This window comes from Mesorhizobium sp. B3-1-9, from assembly GCF_006439595.1.
Lineage (GTDB): Bacteria > Pseudomonadota > Alphaproteobacteria > Rhizobiales > Rhizobiaceae > Mesorhizobium.
Map to the genome: position 1 here is coordinate 59,855 of NZ_VFTJ01000010.1, position 15,896 is coordinate 75,750.

Annotated in this window: 17 protein-coding genes and 1 pseudogene; 5 read left to right on the top strand and 13 right to left on the bottom strand. The window is 64.7% G+C overall.

The window, feature by feature from the left end; all coding sequences use genetic code 11:
* Positions 1 to 38 precede the first annotated feature (38 nt).
* Both FJW07_RS19020 and grpE read right to left on the bottom strand, forming a co-directional pair.
* Entirely contained in the window at positions 39 to 671 is a 633-nt protein-coding gene (locus FJW07_RS19020) for a trimeric intracellular cation channel family protein (protein WP_140858189.1), read from the bottom strand.
* A 101-nt stretch (positions 672 to 772) separates the two neighbouring features.
* The gene (gene grpE / locus FJW07_RS19025) at positions 773 to 1,405 is read right to left on the bottom strand and encodes a nucleotide exchange factor GrpE (RefSeq protein ID WP_140644579.1); all 633 of its coding nucleotides are present in this window, start codon (positions 1,403 to 1,405) and stop codon (positions 773 to 775) included.
* A gap of 250 nt (positions 1,406 to 1,655) precedes the next feature.
* On the opposite strand from grpE, the gene FJW07_RS19030 reads away from it, so the two are divergent.
* Entirely contained in the window at positions 1,656 to 1,823 is a 168-nt protein-coding gene (locus tag FJW07_RS19030; RefSeq protein ID WP_319023000.1) for a hypothetical protein, read from the top strand.
* A gap of 21 nt (positions 1,824 to 1,844) precedes the next feature.
* On the opposite strand, the gene FJW07_RS19035 is transcribed toward FJW07_RS19030, so the two are convergent.
* The 7 genes and pseudogenes from FJW07_RS19035 to cysG all read right to left on the bottom strand — a co-directional run bounded on the left by FJW07_RS19035 (position 1,845) and on the right by cysG (position 8,069).
* Positions 1,845 to 2,465, bottom strand: a complete 621-nt coding sequence (locus tag FJW07_RS19035; protein WP_140858191.1) for a DJ-1/PfpI family protein — start codon at positions 2,463 to 2,465, stop codon at positions 1,845 to 1,847.
* A gap of 195 nt (positions 2,466 to 2,660) precedes the next feature.
* Positions 2,661 to 2,994 (bottom strand): annotated as a pseudogene (locus FJW07_RS32090) (GMC oxidoreductase); the annotation flags it as partial.
* Between the two features lie 183 nt (positions 2,995 to 3,177).
* On the bottom strand, positions 3,178 to 3,711 hold the full coding sequence (locus tag FJW07_RS19050; RefSeq protein WP_140858195.1) for a DUF934 domain-containing protein: 534 nt from the start codon (positions 3,709 to 3,711) through the stop codon (positions 3,178 to 3,180).
* 166 nt (positions 3,712 to 3,877) lie between these two features.
* A complete protein-coding gene (locus tag FJW07_RS19055; RefSeq protein ID WP_140858197.1) occupies positions 3,878 to 4,642 on the bottom strand; it encodes a phosphoadenylyl-sulfate reductase in 765 nt (254 codons plus the stop codon).
* Positions 4,617 to 6,287 (bottom strand): nitrite/sulfite reductase, encoded by a 1,671-nt coding sequence (locus FJW07_RS19060; RefSeq protein WP_140784530.1) that lies wholly within the window; start codon positions 6,285 to 6,287, stop codon positions 4,617 to 4,619. The genes FJW07_RS19055 and FJW07_RS19060 overlap by 26 nt, the downstream gene beginning before the upstream one ends.
* 43 nt (positions 6,288 to 6,330) lie before the next feature.
* Positions 6,331 to 6,624, bottom strand: coding sequence for a DUF2849 domain-containing protein (locus FJW07_RS19065; protein WP_140784531.1), 294 nt, complete (start codon positions 6,622 to 6,624; stop codon positions 6,331 to 6,333).
* The gene (gene cysG, locus FJW07_RS19070; protein ID WP_140858199.1) at positions 6,621 to 8,069 is read right to left on the bottom strand and encodes a siroheme synthase CysG; all 1,449 of its coding nucleotides are present in this window, start codon (positions 8,067 to 8,069) and stop codon (positions 6,621 to 6,623) included. The genes FJW07_RS19065 and cysG overlap by 4 nt, the downstream gene beginning before the upstream one ends.
* Here cysG and FJW07_RS31775 point away from each other — a divergent pair.
* On the top strand, positions 8,068 to 8,235 hold the full coding sequence (locus FJW07_RS31775; RefSeq protein ID WP_181182678.1) for a hypothetical protein: 168 nt from the start codon (positions 8,068 to 8,070) through the stop codon (positions 8,233 to 8,235). The genes cysG and FJW07_RS31775 overlap by 2 nt on opposite strands.
* Before the next feature lie 250 nt (positions 8,236 to 8,485).
* Positions 8,486 to 8,926 (top strand): host attachment family protein, encoded by a 441-nt coding sequence (locus FJW07_RS19075; protein ID WP_140644587.1) that lies wholly within the window; start codon positions 8,486 to 8,488, stop codon positions 8,924 to 8,926.
* Here FJW07_RS19075 and FJW07_RS19080 read toward each other — a convergent pair.
* Positions 8,914 to 9,099: a hypothetical protein gene (locus tag FJW07_RS19080; protein WP_140858201.1), complete on the bottom strand. Its 186-nt coding sequence runs from the start codon at positions 9,097 to 9,099 to the stop codon at positions 8,914 to 8,916. The two genes, FJW07_RS19075 and FJW07_RS19080, sit on opposite strands and share 13 nt — an antisense overlap.
* Before the next feature lie 37 nt (positions 9,100 to 9,136).
* Between FJW07_RS19080 and ybaL the strand changes: the two genes are divergently transcribed.
* Complete coding sequence (gene ybaL / locus FJW07_RS19085) at positions 9,137 to 10,936, top strand: YbaL family putative K(+) efflux transporter (protein WP_181182679.1); 1,800 nt, start codon at positions 9,137 to 9,139, stop codon at positions 10,934 to 10,936.
* Positions 10,937 to 10,942: 6 nt separating this feature from the next.
* On the opposite strand, the gene FJW07_RS19090 is transcribed toward ybaL, so the two are convergent.
* On the bottom strand, positions 10,943 to 11,749 hold the full coding sequence (locus tag FJW07_RS19090) for a helix-turn-helix transcriptional regulator (protein ID WP_140858203.1): 807 nt from the start codon (positions 11,747 to 11,749) through the stop codon (positions 10,943 to 10,945).
* A gap of 123 nt (positions 11,750 to 11,872) precedes the next feature.
* On the opposite strand from FJW07_RS19090, the gene FJW07_RS19095 reads away from it, so the two are divergent.
* The gene (locus tag FJW07_RS19095) at positions 11,873 to 12,790 is read left to right on the top strand and encodes a zinc-binding dehydrogenase (RefSeq protein ID WP_140858204.1); all 918 of its coding nucleotides are present in this window, start codon (positions 11,873 to 11,875) and stop codon (positions 12,788 to 12,790) included.
* A gap of 10 nt (positions 12,791 to 12,800) precedes the next feature.
* On the opposite strand, the gene FJW07_RS19100 is transcribed toward FJW07_RS19095, so the two are convergent.
* Both FJW07_RS19100 and FJW07_RS19105 read right to left on the bottom strand, forming a co-directional pair.
* Positions 12,801 to 13,550 carry an SDR family oxidoreductase gene (locus FJW07_RS19100; RefSeq protein WP_140644591.1) on the bottom strand — a complete coding sequence of 250 codons (750 nt, stop codon included), beginning with the start codon at positions 13,548 to 13,550 and terminating at the stop codon, positions 12,801 to 12,803.
* A gap of 65 nt (positions 13,551 to 13,615) precedes the next feature.
* Positions 13,616 to 15,871 carry a transglycosylase domain-containing protein gene (locus tag FJW07_RS19105; protein WP_140858206.1) on the bottom strand — a complete coding sequence of 752 codons (2,256 nt, stop codon included), beginning with the start codon at positions 15,869 to 15,871 and terminating at the stop codon, positions 13,616 to 13,618.
* Between the last annotated feature and the right edge of the window lie 25 nt (positions 15,872 to 15,896).

The following is a 15,896-nucleotide window of genomic DNA, read 5'->3' on the forward strand; positions in this document are numbered from 1 at the left end:
GACTACTCACTAACCCCTACTCACTAACCCCTACTCCCTCAGGGAATATCCTCCGGCCTTCGCCCCGGCCGGCTCTTATAGGCCGGAAACGACCAGCCGAATTTAAGCGCCCCGCCGCGCACCATGAATGCGCCCGCGAAGCCGAGCAGGCTGGACACCAGCGCAGGCAGGCCGGCAAGATCGCCAAGGGTGAAGATGGTGGCGCCGGCAAGGGCGGCCGTGACATAGATCTCGGGCCTGAGCAGAACCGAGGGCTCGCCGGCTAGCAGGTCGCGCAAGATGCCGCCGAAGGTCGCCGTCAGCACGCCCGTGATGACCGACACGACGGGCGAGCCGGTGATCGCCAGCCCCTTGGCCGCGCCCATCACCGAAAAAGCGGCAAGTCCGATGGCATCGAGCCACAGCAGCAATTTGTAGCGGGATTCGAACCGGTGGGCGCTGAAGAAGACCAGCACCGCGACCACGGCGCAGATCAGCACATAGCCGCTGTTGGCGACCCAGAACACCGGCAGGTTGAGGATGACGTCGCGCAGCGTCCCGCCGCCGATGCCGGTGACGCTGGCCAGGAACAGGAAGCCGATGATGTCGAGCTCTTTGCGCGACGCGGCAAGCGCGCCCGTCGCCGCGAAGACGGCGACGCCGGCATAGTCGAGCAACGCGATGGGGTTCATGGCTGAGCGAGTAGTGAGCAGCGAATAGTGAGTAGCGAAATAGCACGAAGCCGCGGATAAATATCAGCCCCTGCTCACTACTCCCTATTCACTACTTACTATCAAGCATCCTTCTCGGCCTGCTCGTTCACCGGACCCGGCTCGACCTTGGCCTCGGCGGCCGTCTTCGGGCCGCCCTTCGCGACACCGACCATCGCCGGCCGCAGCACGCGCTCGCCGATCGAATAGCCCGGCTGCACCACCTGGACGACGGTACCGGCCGGAACCTCCGGATTGGGCACCTCGAATATCGCCTGGTGGAAGTTCGGATCGAACTTCTCGCCTTCGGGCGCGAGTTTCTTCACGCCATGGCGTTCCAGCGCCGAAAGCATGGCGCGCTCAGTGAGGTCGACGCCCTCGATCAGCGCCTTGAAACCGGCGTCGCCGCCAGCCTTCGCCTCGGCGGGGATCGCATCCAGCGCGCGGCGCAGATTGTCGGACACGGACAGCATGTCGCGCGCGAAATTGGCGACGGCGTAGGCGCGGGCGTCCTGCACGTCGCGCGCGGTGCGCCGCCGCAAATTCTCCATTTCGGCCGCCGTGCGCAGCGCGCGGTCCTTCAGTTCCTCGTTTTCCTTCAGCAGCCGCACCAGCGCTTCGTAGTCGCCGTCGACGCCACCTTCCGCACGCTCGCCGGAAGCCTGGGTGGCTTCCATGTCTTCGGGCGTGCGTTCGTCTTTTGCCTGGTCGCTCATCGCGTTTCCCGTCATTCGGATTGGTCTGGATTTGCGCCCGATATCGAGGTTTGGAAGCGAAAAATCAAGGGGTAAGCGCTGGCGTCCAATGTCGGGCTGCCATTCCAAATTAATTCAAATTTTACCGTACCACGCGGCTTTGCTTGCCCTCAAATGCCGTTGCGGGAACCATAAGCGGGCTGGAGGAGTTTCGAAGCCAACACAGGATTTTGGGGCTATGAACGGCAACAAAGGCAACAGGCGCGCCGAATTGGCCAACGATATCAGGCGGCAGGCGGGCAGCGAAGCGACCAAGCGCTTTCTGCGCACCTTGCCCGCATTTCGCCTGGAAAAGGAAGTGCCCCGGCAACTGAGCGACCTGCTTGACCGCCTCAGCGGCGCAGAGGCTGAGAATGCAGGCGGCGGGCGGCGGCGGTAGCCGCGCGCCGCGACTGACGATTCAGGCCGCCTTCCGGTCGTCACGCATCAGCGCTTCGCCATGGCGGATCTCGGTGCCGAGCACTTTCAGGCATTCCCGCATGAAGGCGGCAAGGCCCGGCCAGCCCTTGGCTGAGACCAGATTGCCGTCGACATGCGCGCCGGTCGGCGCGACATCGATATAGATGCCGCCGGCAAGCGTCACTTCCGGCTCGCAATAATGCAGCGCCGCCACTTCCTTGCCGCGCACCACGCCGTCGACCGCGATCAGGATCTGCGCGCCATGGCAGATGGTGAAGATCGGCTTGCCGGTCTCATGGAAATGCCTGACCAGCGCCTGCACGCGCTTGTCGATGCGGATATATTCCGGCCCGCGCCCGCCCGCCGCGTAGACCGCGTCGTAGTCGGCGGGGTCCACCTCGGCGAAGGTCTTGTTGAGGATATAGTCGTGGCCGAGTTTTTCGGTATAGGTCTGGTGGCCCTCGAAGTCGTGCAATGAAGTCTTGAGCACGTCGCCGGCCTTCTTGTCCGGGCACACGACATGGACGGTGTGGCCGACCGCGTGCATGGCCTGTTCGAAGACGAAAATCTCGTACTCCTCGCTGAACTCGCCAACGAGCATCAATATTTTCTTGCCTGCCATGTTGCTTCCTCCCTTAGCTGGCTATTTATTTCGAAGCACGAAATAATGACCCTATCCTAAGGGCAAGACGATGGGAGGGGAAGTCAAAATCGCACAAGTGGTCTGACCAGATGAATTCGATTGCACCGGCCGGCGTACAGGAACGACTCCGTGCAGGGAAAATCGAAGAGGCTGGTCCGACCAAGAAACCAAGGGTCAGGCGGTCGCCCGGATCATGTCCCCGGCCTTCTCGGCGATCATGATCGTCGGCGCATTGGTGTTGCCGCCGATCAGGGTCGGCACCACCGAAGCGTCGACCACGCGCAACCCCTCCAGCCGCGCACCTTGAGCTGCGGGTCGACCACGGCCATGTCGTCGACGCCCATCTTGCAGGTGCCCGCGGGGTGGTAGATCGTGTCGGCGCGCGCCCTGATATGCGCCATCAATTCAGCATCGCTCGAAGCGCCGTGGTGTAGATCTCCCTGGCGCGATACTTCGCCAGCGCCGGCGCCTCCAATATGGCGCGCGTCATCCGCACGCCCTTGAGCAGAAGAGCGGCGAGCAGGCAGACCGTCTTCGACGGGTCTTCGGAAAACCTGGCGGCAAGCGTCGAGCCGGCGGAGCCGCCGCCGGCGATGACATAGTCGTAGCGCATCCTCTCCTGCCGGCGGATGTTTCCGTCCGTTCACCTGAGAGAATGCCCGCCGGCGTGGCTTGCAAAGATGCCGCAGCGTCAGCTGGGACGCTTGCGCCGCCACGAATATTTCGGACCCCTGGGCTCCACTTCCACGGCCGGCTGGTAATAGACCGGCAGGCCACCGGTGCGGCCTTCCTCCAGGCGCTTCAAGAGCACCGGATTGGAGACCTCGAACTCGTCGAAGCCGAGCCGCAGCATGTGCGGCAACTGGTCGACCAGAACTTGCCCAGTGGCGCGCACCGCGCCCTTGAAGTCATGCCGGGCGCGCAGCAATTCGCCCTTGGAAAAAGAGCGGCCGTCATTGAAGGCGGGGAAGGCGAGCGCCACCAGCGACAGCTGGTCCAGCAGGCCGGTTATCTTGTCGAGCTCGTCGCCAGGCTGCAGCAGCACGCCAAGGCGTTCGCGCGCCGACTTGCGGACCTCTTCGTCCAGCCCCAGGAAGACCTGCAGCGGCAGGATGAAGCTGCCATTGCCGGCCAGCGCCTCGGCGCTTTCGGCATGCGTCCACTCATCCTCGCGAAAACCATCCGGGGTCCAGAGGCGGGTTCCCGCTGTCGTCGATCCAGTCATCAAAATTCCTAAGTTCAAAAATCCAAGGTATGTCGAGAGTCAGGTCAGGCCGAGCCGAGGATGGTGGCTTCCGAGACCCGGAGCGGAGCGTACTTCAAGTACGTGAGCACCGGAAGCGCAGGAAGCCGCCGTTCGCAGGCCGGCCTCACCTGACTATCGGCATAGCCTAAAGTGAGGCGTCGGTCAGCGACTTTTCCAAACCGGAGAGGTGAATGCCGCACTCGGTCTTGGCGTGGCCAGCCCAGCGGCCGCTGCGCGCATCCTCGCCCGGCTGCACCGGCTGCGTGCAGGGAAAGCAGCCGATCGAAAGGTAGCCATAGGCGACCAGCGGATTTTCGCGCAGCGCATGCGCGCGCATGTAGTCGGCCTGGTCCGACGTCGTCCAATGCGCCAGCGGGTTGATGCGGATGCGCGAGCCGACCGCCTCGAAGACGGGCAGTGCCGCGCGCGTCGAAGCCTGGAAGCGCTTGCGCCCGGTGAACCAGGCGCGGAACGGCTCGACGCCGCGCGCCAGCGGCTCGACCTTGCGCACATTGCAGCAGGCGTCGGTGTTGGTCTCATGCAGCCTGCCGGTCGGATCGACCTGTTCGAGCGCAGCCTCCTCCGGCTTGATGACCCTGATATCGGTCAGGCCGAAATCGGCGACCAGCGCGTCGCGATAGCCGAGCGTCTCCTCGAAATGCTTGCCGGTATCGAGGAAGATCACCGGCAAGGTTCGGTCGATCTCCGAGATCATGTGCAGAAGCACGGCGGAGTCCGCGCCGAAGGACGACACCGCGGCGACCTCGCCGCGGAAGGCTTCGCGCGCCGAGCGCTCGATGATCTCGATCGGCTTCAGATGGCCGAGCAGCGCGTCCAGCCCCGCCGCTTCCGCGGCAACGCCGGCCTCGACGCCGACTACCCTGTCAAGCGGCCTTGGTTTCGCCAGCATAGAGCGCCTCCTTGAACGGCGCGGGACCGACACGGCGGTAGGCGTCGATAAAACGTTCTTCGGGATTGAGCCGAAGGCCAAGATAGGTATCGACGATCTGCTCGATGGCATCGGTGATCTCTTCCGAGGAGAAGCCGCGGCCGATGATCTCGCCGACCGAGGTGTTCTCGTCGGCCGAGCCGCCGAGCGTCACCTGGTAGAGCTCGGAGCCTTTCTTCTCGACGCCGAGGATACCGATATGGCCGACATGGTGGTGACCGCAGGCGTTGATGCAACCGGAGATCTTCAGCTTCAATTCGCCGATCTCGCGCTGCCGCTCGAGCGAGGCGAAGCGGCGCGAGATTTCCTGAGCCACGGGAATGGAACGCGCCGTGGCCAGCGCGCAATAGTCGAGGCCCGGGCAGGAGATGATGTCGCTGATCAGGTTCGAATTGGCGGTCGCCAGGCCGATCTCGACCAGCGCGTCATAGACCGCCTTCAGATCGGCGCGCGCCACATGCGGCAGGATCAGGTTCTGCTCGTGGCTGACGCGCAATTCGTCGAACGCATGCTTCTCTGCGATGTCTGCGACTGCTTCCATCTGACTGTCGGTGACATCGCCGGGCACCTCGCCGATGCCCTTGAGCGAAATCGTCACCGCCGCGTAGTCGGGATGGCGATGCGTCACGACATTCTGGTCGAGCCATTCCGAAAAGCTCTTGGAATCGAGCCGCGCTTGCTTGACGAGGGCATCGCCTTCCGGCCGGGCCAACAGCGCCGGCGGCGCGAAATAGGCGTTGATCGCCTGGATGTCGGCCTCCGGCAACTTCAAATCGGTGTCCTTGAGCTCCTGCCATTCGGCCTCGATCTGCCGCATGATCTCCTCGACGCCAGTCTCGTGCACCAGGATCTTGATGCGCGCCTTGTACTTGTTATCGCGGCGGCCGTAGAGGTTGTACACGCGCAGGATCGCCGTGCAGTAGGACAGCAACTCGGCCTCCGGCAGGAAGTCTCGGATCTTCTTGGCGATCATCGGCGTGCGGCCCAGGCCGCCGCCGACATAAACGGCAAAACCCAGTTCGCCGGCCGCGTTCTTCTTCAGGTGCAGGCCGATGTCATGCGCCTGGATGGCAGCCCGGTCGCGCTCGGCGCCCGTCACCGCGATCTTGAACTTGCGCGGCAGGTACGAAAATTCCGGATGGACCGAGGACCATTGCCGCAGGATTTCCGCGTAGGGACGCGGATCGGCGACCTCGTCCGCGGCCGCCCCCGCGAAATGGTCGGCGGTGACGTTGCGGATGCAATTGCCGCTGGTCTGGATGCAATGCATCTCGACGCTGGCGAGATCGGCCAGGATCGCCGGAACGTCGGCGAGCGCCGGCCAGTGGAACTGCAGGTTCTGGCGCGTGGTGAAATGGCCGTAGCCCTTGTCGTACTTGCGCGCGATATGGCCGAGCATGCGCAATTGCCGGCTGTTGAGCGTGCCGTAGGGCACCGCAATGCGCAGCATATAGGCATGCAACTGCAAATAGACGCCGTTCATCAGCCGGAGCGGCCGGAACTGGTCCTCGCTGATTTCGCCGGCAAGCCGGCGCTTCACCTGGTCGCTGAACTCGGCGACACGGGCCTGAACGAAATCGTGGTCGAACTCGTCGTAACGGTACATGCTTCGTCTTTCAGGGCGCGTCCGCCCGCTGCCTACCTTGGATTTAAGCCGCCCGCGCCGCTTGCTTGCCGAGATCGGGGTGGATGGTCGGGCCAGCGGCGCGGATCTTCTCGCGCAACCGCACCGGCTCCACCAAGCCATCGACAACCGTGACGTCGATCACGTTGACGTCCAGGACTTCATTGTTGGCGGCGGCAGCGGCGCCGATCGCTTCGAGCCGGTCCTCCGCCGCCTTGTCATGCGCGATATCGGCATGACCGACCGTCTCCGCCCAGCCGCCATCGGCGTACCAGACGGCGATGCCGTCGGAGAGCCTGTTCGCGGTGAGAACCTTCATTGCCGGACTCCTTCGGCCACGGCTGAGGCCGCGCCCTCATGCTTGTGTGCCGCGAGCGGCTCGGATTGTTCAAAATTGGCGCCGGCGACGGCGTCGCCGATGATCGTCATCACCGGTCCGGTGAGATCGGCGCGCTCCTCCAGCGACGGCAGGTCGGCAAGGGTGCCGTGGAAACGGCGGCGCTCGCCGAGGCTGGCGTTTTCGACGACGGCAACCGCCGTGTCCGGCGACAGCCCCGCTTCGATCAGCCGGCCGGCGACCTCGGCGGCCACCGAACGGCCCATATAGACGGCGACGGTCGCGCCCGAGATGGCGAGCTTGGCCCAGTCGGGCAGCGAGTTGCCCTTGAGATCGTGGCCGGTGGTGAACACCATCGATGACGAAACACCGCGCAGCGTCAGCGGCAGCTCGAAATCGGCGGCGGCGGCAAAAGCGGCGGTGACGCCCGGAACCACCTCATAGGCGATCCCGGCCTCGCGAAGTGCTGCCATTTCCTCGCCGGCGCGTCCGAACACCAGCGGATCGCCGGACTTCAGCCGCACCACGCGCTTGCCGGCACGGCCGAGTTCGATGAGCAGCGCATTGATTTCAGCCTGGCTCTTGGAATGGCAGCCCTTGCGCTTGCCGACCGGCAGGCGCTCGGCGTCGCGGCGGCCCATGGCCACGATCGCCTCCGGCACCAACGCGTCGTAGACGATGGCATCGGCTTCCATCAGCAGGCGATGCGCGCGCAAAGTCAAAAGGTCCTCCGCGCCCGGACCGGCGCCGACCAGCGCGATATGTCCTTCAACCGGAGCATCCTGGGCCAAAAGCTCGAGCGCCGCGCCATGCGCCTGAGCGAATTCGCCGGCTTCGATGGCCTTGGCCGGCGCGCCGGCGAAGAAATCGCTCCAGAAGCGGCGGCGGCGATGGCCCTTTGGCAGCGTCTCGGCGGCAGTGCGGAAAGAAGCGGCAAGCGCCGCCAGCCGGCCGAGCGACGGCGACAGCATGCGGTCGATGCGCCCGCGCAGCATCTGCGCCAGGACCGGTCCGGCGCCTTCGGTGCCGATGGCAATCGCCACCGGCGCCCGGTTGACTAAGGCCGGGGTGAAGAAATCGCAGAGATCGGGACGGTCCACGGCGTTGACCGGGATGCCCAGCCGGCGTGCGTCCTCGGCTATGCGGCGGTCGACCGCTTCATCGCCGCTGGCCGCGAACACCAGGACGGCACCTTGGAGATGCACGGCCTCATAGGCAGCGTTGATATGGACGGCGCCGGCCGACGCGATGAAATCCAGCAGGCCGTCGCTGGCATTGTCGGCAACGATGCGCAGCACCGCACTCGATTGCGAAAGTAGCCGCGACTTGGCAAGCGTCTCCTCGCCATTTCCGACAATGACTACGGCTTCGCCGTCGACCCGCATGAAGACGGGAAAGGCATTGAGCTTGGCGTTGGCTGGCGACATGGCGATGAGCAATAGTGGAACAGTTTGGCAGTTTTACGCGGCCACGCCAAAAATCAGAAGGCAAGCACTCGCGCGCCGCCGAACGGCAGGCAATCGCTTTTTCGCAACCGCGAAAGACAAGAGAAAAAAATTCTACTTTGAGATTGAAGCCGCCAGAGCGGCATAAGAAACTGCCTTGATCCGTCGTAATTTTTAGCGCCGGAGGGGAAAGTTGCAAAACAGTTTTTTCTAAATTCTACTAAGTTAGTAGATTAAAGCCTGCCTTGGCTGTTTCGGCGCCAGCCACGTCGGCTGAGAGTGATCGAAGCGCCGCCGCCAGATCGGAACAATCATGCTTCGCGGCTCGTTTGCTTAGCAATCCATTTGTCGATCCGAAGCTCCATCGATCGGCAATCATGCAAGCAAGGAGGAACGCGATGAGCATCAAGCTGAAGCACGGATTATGGGTCGTCGTGGCCGATGGCGAGAAGGCGCTCTTCCTGCGCAACCAGGGCGACAGCAAGTTCCCGAATTTGGAAGTGGTGCAGGAGATGGAGCAGGAGAACCCCGCCACGCGCGAGCAAGGCAGCGACAAGCCAGGCCGCCAGAGCAACGAGGGTCCCCGCAGCGCCGTCGAGGAAACCGACTGGCACCGTCTCGGCAAGGAGCGCTTCGCCGTCGAGATTGCCGACCGGCTCTACAAGCTCGCGCATCGTGGCGAGTTCGACGCGGTCGTGCTGATCGCACCGCCGCAGGTGCTTGGCGAGATGCGCCAGAAACTGCACAAGGAGGTCGGTGAGAAGGTACAGGCGGAAATCCCGAAGACGCTCACCAACCACACCATTTCCGACATCGAGAACCTGCTTCAGGCGGCATGACGCGGCGGAACGAACGCAGCTTCGAAGCCTGATTGATCTAAGAGCCACCTCTTTGGCGGCGCGGCGCCGATTTTCAAGCGCGTGCCGTTGCAATTCTGCGCGGCGATGGTTGCATCATCGCCGCTCTCCCCGCCATATTGCCAGGAGGCGTCGACCCTTTGGACGGCGCTCATCCGACATCGTCAGTTTTTGAAAGGCGCTCCATAGACAATGCCGCATGACACACCCCTTATCGCCACCATCGTCGCCGGTCTGGGGCTTGCTTTTGTCTTCGGGGCTTTAGCCAACCGGTTCCGCATCCCGCCGCTCGTCGGCTATCTTGTCGCCGGCGTCCTTGTCGGCCCGAACACGCCCGGCTTCGTGGCCGATGCCAGCCTTGCCAATGAGCTCGCGGAAATCGGCGTCATTCTTTTGATGTTCGGCGTCGGCCTGCATTTTTCGCTGAAGGATCTTCTGTCCGTCCGCGCCATCGCCGTGCCGGGCGCCATCGTGCAGATCGGTTTTGCCACCTTGCTTGGCGTTGGGCTTGCCTGGCTGCTCGGCTGGTCGCTGGGGGCCGGCCTGGTCTTTGGCCTCGCGCTTTCGGTCGCCTCGACCGTGGTGCTTTTGCGCGCACTTCAGGAGCGGCGGCTGATCGAGACCGAGCGCGGCCGCATCGCCGTCGGCTGGCTGATCGTCGAGGATCTCGCCATGGTGCTGGCGCTGGTGCTTTTGCCGGCGCTCGCCGGCGTGCTTGGCGGCCAGCCCCAGATCGACGACCATGCGAGCCTGCTCTCGCTGCCCGCCAGCTACGGCATATGGGGCGTGGTCGGCATCACGCTCGCCAAGGTCGCCGCCTTCGTGGTCGTCATGCTGGTGGTCGGCCGCAGGGTCATTCCATGGATCCTGCATTACGTCGCCCATACCGGCTCCCGGGAATTGTTCCGGCTCGCGGTGCTGGCCATCGCGCTCGGCGTCGCCTTCGGCGCGGCGAAGCTGTTCGGCGTCTCGCTGGCGCTCGGCGCCTTCTTCGCCGGCATGATCATGAGCGAATCCGAGCTCAGCCACCGCGCGGCGGAAGAATCGCTGCCGCTGCGCGATGCCTTCTCGGTGCTGTTCTTCGTCTCGGTCGGCATGCTGTTCGACCCGTTCAGCCTGATCAGCAACGGCCTGCCCATCCTCGCCACCTTGGCCATCATCGTCATCGGCAAGTCGATCGCTGCTTTCGTCATCGTCATTGTCTTCCGCTACTCGATCGCCACCGCGCTGATGATTTCGGCGAGCCTTGCCCAGATCGGCGAATTTTCCTTCATCCTGGCCGAGCTTGGCGTCGGTCTGAAACTGTTGCCAGAGCAGGGCCGCGACCTGATCCTGGCCGGCGCCATTCTGTCGATCCTGCTCAATCCGCTGATGTTCCTGATCGTCGACTGGATGAAACCCTGGCTGGAAAAGCGTGCCGGCAAGGATGCCGCGCCGGCCGTGGAGCAGCGACCAATCGGACCGGCGACCGAGCCCGGCCAGGTCGCTTCGGTGTCGGCCCCGGGTAAGGAAGACGGCCCGCCACCGAAAACGGCGCTTGCCGGCCATTCCATCCTGATTGGCTATGGCCGCGTCGGCAGCCTGGTGGGCGCGGCTCTGAAGGAAGCCGCCCTGCCCTTCCTGGTCATCGAGGATGCCGACAAGACGCTGGCGAAGCTGCGGGACGACGGCGTCGAAACCGTTGCCGGCAACGCCGCCAATGCGGATGTCTTCGCGGCCGCCAACCCGGAAGGCGCCAGGCGGCTTATCCTCGCCATCCCCAACGCCTTCGAGGCGGGGCAGGTTGTGCTCAGGGCCCGCGCGGCCAATCCGGCGATCAACGTCATTGCCCGCGCGCATTCCGACGCCGAGGTCGAGCATCTGAAAGGCCTCGGCGCCGACACCGTCATCATGGGCGAACGCGAGATCGCCCGCGGCATCGTCGAGGTGGTGACCGGCAAGACCGTCGATCGGGCCGGGCCTGCCATGGAGATCAACCCGCAGCCCGCTTGATTGGCATCACGCCACGAACGCGGAGCCGCCGTTTTGCGCGATATCGCTGAGATATTTGGCCGGCGGCTTGCCCAGCGCCTTCTTGAACATGGTGATGAAGGCGGTGACGGATTCGTAGCCGAGATCGCCCGACACCTGCTGCACACTGGCGCCGGCGGACAGTTCCCTGAGTGCTACGATCAGGTGCAGCTGCTGGCGCCAGCGCCCGAAACTCAAGCCGGTCTCCTTCACCACGAGGCGCGCCAGGCTGCTTTCGCTGAGCGCAACGCGGTCTGCCCAATCGGCCAAGGTGCTGCGATCGCCGGGGTCGTCCGCCAACGCCTCGGCGATCCGTCGCAACCGGGGCTCGGCCGAGATCGGCAGGTGCAACTGCTGAACCGGCATAAGCGGCAGCTCGGCAAGCAAGACCTTTCCCAGGAAATCGCATCTCGGCTCGTCCGGCGCGCACTCCGATAGCTCGATGATCAATTCGCGCAGCAGCGGCGAGATCGATAGCGTGCAGCACCGGTCCGGCAACTCGGCGGCTCCAGGCTCGATATAGACGAAGAAAATCCGCGCATTCGCCGTCGCGATGTTGCTGTGTTCCATGCGGCTCGGCACCCACACCCCGCAATGCGGCGGCACCATCCAAAGCCCGCTTGGAACGTGGCAGGTGACGCCGCCGCCGAGCGCGAAGACGAGTTGCCCTTTGCGATGCCGATGCGCCGGCACCTCGGCCTTGGTCCCGGTGACATCGACGCCAACGGCGATCGCCGGCGCGGCCACGTCGTCGACGTCGAAATCCAGCCAAGGCCAGCGGAGCGGCTGTCTCATATCTGACGTCTTTTAGCGATCATCTGGCTTTATCTCTAAATTCAACAACAGCGAAAGTCGATAGGTTTCGAGCCGTTTCCGTCGCAATCGATCGCGGCTCTCGAGCGTCATTCAAGGTGGTCCATGCTTGCTCTCGCTATCTCTTCAGACAGTCCGAACAGGCTGAAGCTCGTCGAAATTGATGAGCCAAGCTGCAATACGAATGAAGCATTGGTGGCTGTTCATGCAACATCGTTGAACCGTGGCGAGCTGCGCCTGCTCGGCATCCGTCCCGACGGCTGGATCCCTGGCCAGGACATCGTCGGCATTGTCGAGTGCGCGGCGGCCGATGGCTCCGGCCCGGCTGCCGGCACGCGCGTCGCGGCTTTGATCGACCAGGCCGGCTGGGCTGAACACGTCGCCGTTCCGACCGACCGTCTTGCCGTGCTGCCGGACGTGGTCAGCTTCGCCGACGCAGCCACGCTCCCGGTGGCGGGCACGACGGCGCTGAGAACTTTGCGCCATGGCGGCGACCTCGCCGGCCAGCGGGTCCTGATCACCGGCGCGAGCGGCGCGGTCGGCCGCTTCCAGCTCCAGATCGCCCGCGAGCAAGGCGCTTCGGTGACGGCGATCGCTTCGGCCCGGCACCACGATGATCTTCGCGATCTGGGCGCCGGGCAGGTCGTCGAGTCGATCGAACTGGCCGGGGGACCATTTTCATTGATCACCGAGTCGGTCGGCGGCAAAAGCCTCGCCGACGCGATCGAGCGTGTCGCGCCCGGCGGGACTGTCGTCATGTTCGGCTCGAGCAGCGGCGAGCTCACGCCGATCGGATTCCGGCAGTTCGTTCCGGGCCACGAGGGCGCAAGGCTCCAGACTTTCGCCTACTATACGTCCGGCTCGGCCATCGGCGCCGACATCGCCGCGCTGCTCGATCTCGTCGCGGCCGGCCGGCTGGAGACCAGCGTGGCCATGACTGTGCCATGGACGGACATCGGCAAGGCCCTGGACGCGCTGCGGCAGCGCAGCTTCAGCGGCAAGGCTGTTGTCAGCATGGCCTGAAGTCAGCCAATCACACGTGCTGGCCGCCATTGATGTGGATTTCCGAGCCGGTGACGTAGGACGCCTGGCCTGAGCACAGGAAGAAGATGATGTCGGCGACTTCCGAGGTGGCGCCAAGCCTTCTCAGCGGGATCGTCTCGACGATCTTGTCGGTGCCGGGCGAAAGGATCGCGGTGTCGATCTCGCCCGGCGCGATCGCGTTGACGCGGATGCCGTGCGGACCGAAATCATGCGCCATCTCGCGCGTTAGCGAGCCGAGCGCCGCTTTCGATGTGGCATAGGCCGTGCCGGCGAAAGGATGCACGCGGGTGCCTGCGATCGAGGTGACGTTGACGATCGAGCCTTTGGCGGCGGCGAGTTCCTTGAACAGCCCCCTTGCCAGCATGATCGGCGCGAAGAAATTGACCTGGAACACGTCGCGCCAGACATGCATCGGCGTCTCGATCGAATCCATGCGCCTGCCGTCTTTTAGCTTCGGCGAGATGCCGGCATTGTTAACCAGCGCGTGCAACTGTCCGCCATGCGCCTCCAGCCGGTGGCGGATTTCCGAGACGGCGATGCCGACATCCTCCTGGTCGGCGAGGTCGACCTTGATGTGGTCCTCGGGGCCGGCCGGCCACGGGCAATCCTCGGCGAAAGCCTGGCGCGAGCAGGTGATGACGCGCCAGCCCTCGCGCGAAAAGCGCTTCACGGTTGCATGGCCGATGCCGCGGCTGGCGCCGGTGAGCACGATGGTTTTTCTGCTGTCGGTCTCGGCCATGGCTTGATCTCCGGCCGGACATGTAGCCGAAGGCGCTTGCCATTACGAGAGGGCGAGTTGCCGCTTCAACCGCCGCCCAGGATATCGAGGATCGAAGTCTGCCGCTTCTTGGTCGGTCCGCCGACATTGCCGGGCGGCACCGGATGCTTGATCGAGGCGGTCGATCCGCTGTCGCTTGGCATGTCGAAGCCGTCCGCATCGACGGTCTGGGCCGGGCGCGCCTGACGTACCGGCGCTGGCGCCGGAGCGACCGGCTGGGACTGGCCGACGGCCGCGGGCGGCGCTGGCGGCTGCGAGGCGTCAGCCGACGGGATCTCGTCCGGCACGATCGTATCGGACGGCGTCGACTTCCAGGTGCCGGGCAGCGGCCTGACCGGCACGCCTTCATGCGCGGCCACCATGAATTCGTGCCAGGCCTGCGCCGGCAGGGCGCCGCCGGTGACCTTCTTCATCGGGCTGCCGTCGTCATTGCCGAACCACACGCCCGTGGTGAGATTGGCGGTGTAGCCGACGAACCAGGCATCGCGCGAATTCTGGCTGGTGCCGGTTTTGCCGGCCGAAGGCCAGTTGAACGCCGCCTTCTTGGCGGTGCCGACCTCGACGGTGCCCGTCATCATCGAGTTCATCATGCCGACGATATCGGCCTTGATGACGCGCGGCGCGCTACCGCCGCTGTTCTCGTAGAGCACCTTGCCGTTGGCGGTGGTGATGCGTTGGATGAAGTGGATGTCCGGCTTGTAGCCGCCATTGGCGAAAGGCACATAGGCCGAGGTCAGTTCCAGCGGCGTCACCTCCGAGGTACCGAGCGCGATCGAGGTGTTGGCCTGCAGGTCCGACTGGATGCCCATGCGATGCGCGGCTTCCACCACGGCGTCGGGGCCGACTTCCATGGTGAGCTGGGCCGCCACCGAGTTGAGCGACTTGGCCAAAGCGGTCGCCAGCGTCACCTTGCCGTAATATTTGCCGCCGTAATTGTCCGGCGTCCATTTGCCGATCTTGATCGGCGCGTCGTTTCGGATGCTGTCAGGCGTGCGGCCGGCCTCCAGCGCCGCCATATAGACGAAGGGCTTGAAGGCCGAGCCCGGCTGCCGGCGCGCTTCCGAGGCGCGGTCGAACTGGCTGGTCGAATAATCATAGCCGCCGACCATCGCGCGCACCGCGCCGGAATCGTCGATCGACACCAGCGCGCCTTGCGTGACGTTGAGCTTCTTGCCGCTCTCGTCGATCAGCCGGCGGATCGACTGTTCGGCAAGCTTCTGCAGGTTGAGGTCGACCGTGGTGTTGATCACGATGTCGCCGCGCACGTCGCCGATGAGGTCCGGGAGTTCGTCCATCACCGTATCGGCGACATAGTTTTCCGAGCCGGTCCAGTAGGACGGCGCGCGCGTCGCCGGCGCGCTCAGCGCCGTCTTGTATTCCTTGTCGCTGATCTTGCCGGTCTCGCGCATGGCCGCGAGCACGAGCTGCGCCCGCTCCTCGGCCGCCTTTGGGTCGCGCGCCGGCGACAGCTTGGACGGCGCCTTCAGCAGTCCCGCCAGCAACGCGGCTTCCGAAAGCGTCACGTCGCGCGCGCTCTTGCCGAAATAGCGCCGCGAGGCCGCCTCGACGCCATAGGCGCCCGAGCCGAAATAGACCCGGTTGAGGTACATTTCGAGGATCTGGTCCTTGCTGTGCTTGTGCTCGAGCCACAGCGCGAGCAGCACTTCCTGGACCTTGCGCTCCAGCGTGCGGTCGGGTGTCAGGAACAGGTTCTTGGCCAGCTGCTGCGTCAGCGTCGAGCCGCCTTGCGAGAAATGGCCGCCGATGAGATTGGCGACCATGGCGCGCGACAGGCCGATCGGGTCGATGCCGAAATGCGAATAGAAGCGCCGGTCCTCGATGGCGACCACGGCCTCGGGGATATAGGGCGACATTTCTTGCAGGCCGACGGCCTCGCCGCCCGACGCACCGCGATTGGCGATCAGCGCGCCATCGACCGAGACGATCTTGATGTTCGGCGCACGGTCCGGGACCGACCACGTCGTCGCCGCCGGCATCTTGGCGCCGTAATAGACGACGATGCCGGCCGTCGCGATACCGCCCCATATGCAGAGCACGAAGCACCAGTAGACAAGCCGCGTGGCGATGCCGAGCAGCCCGCGCCGATTGCGGTCGCGGCCACGGCCGCGCGATTTCGCCTTGGCGGACCTGCCCTTCGAAGCGGATTTACGACTGCCCGGCACGACACGATCCTCCTCGCTGACCGAAAAGCCTTCGGAGGATTTCGCGCGCGGCGATCCCTCGAAGCTCGGTTCGATGCGACTGTCTCTGCGGTTCGCCATGCGCTCTTGCTTGCTGCCCCGGTGC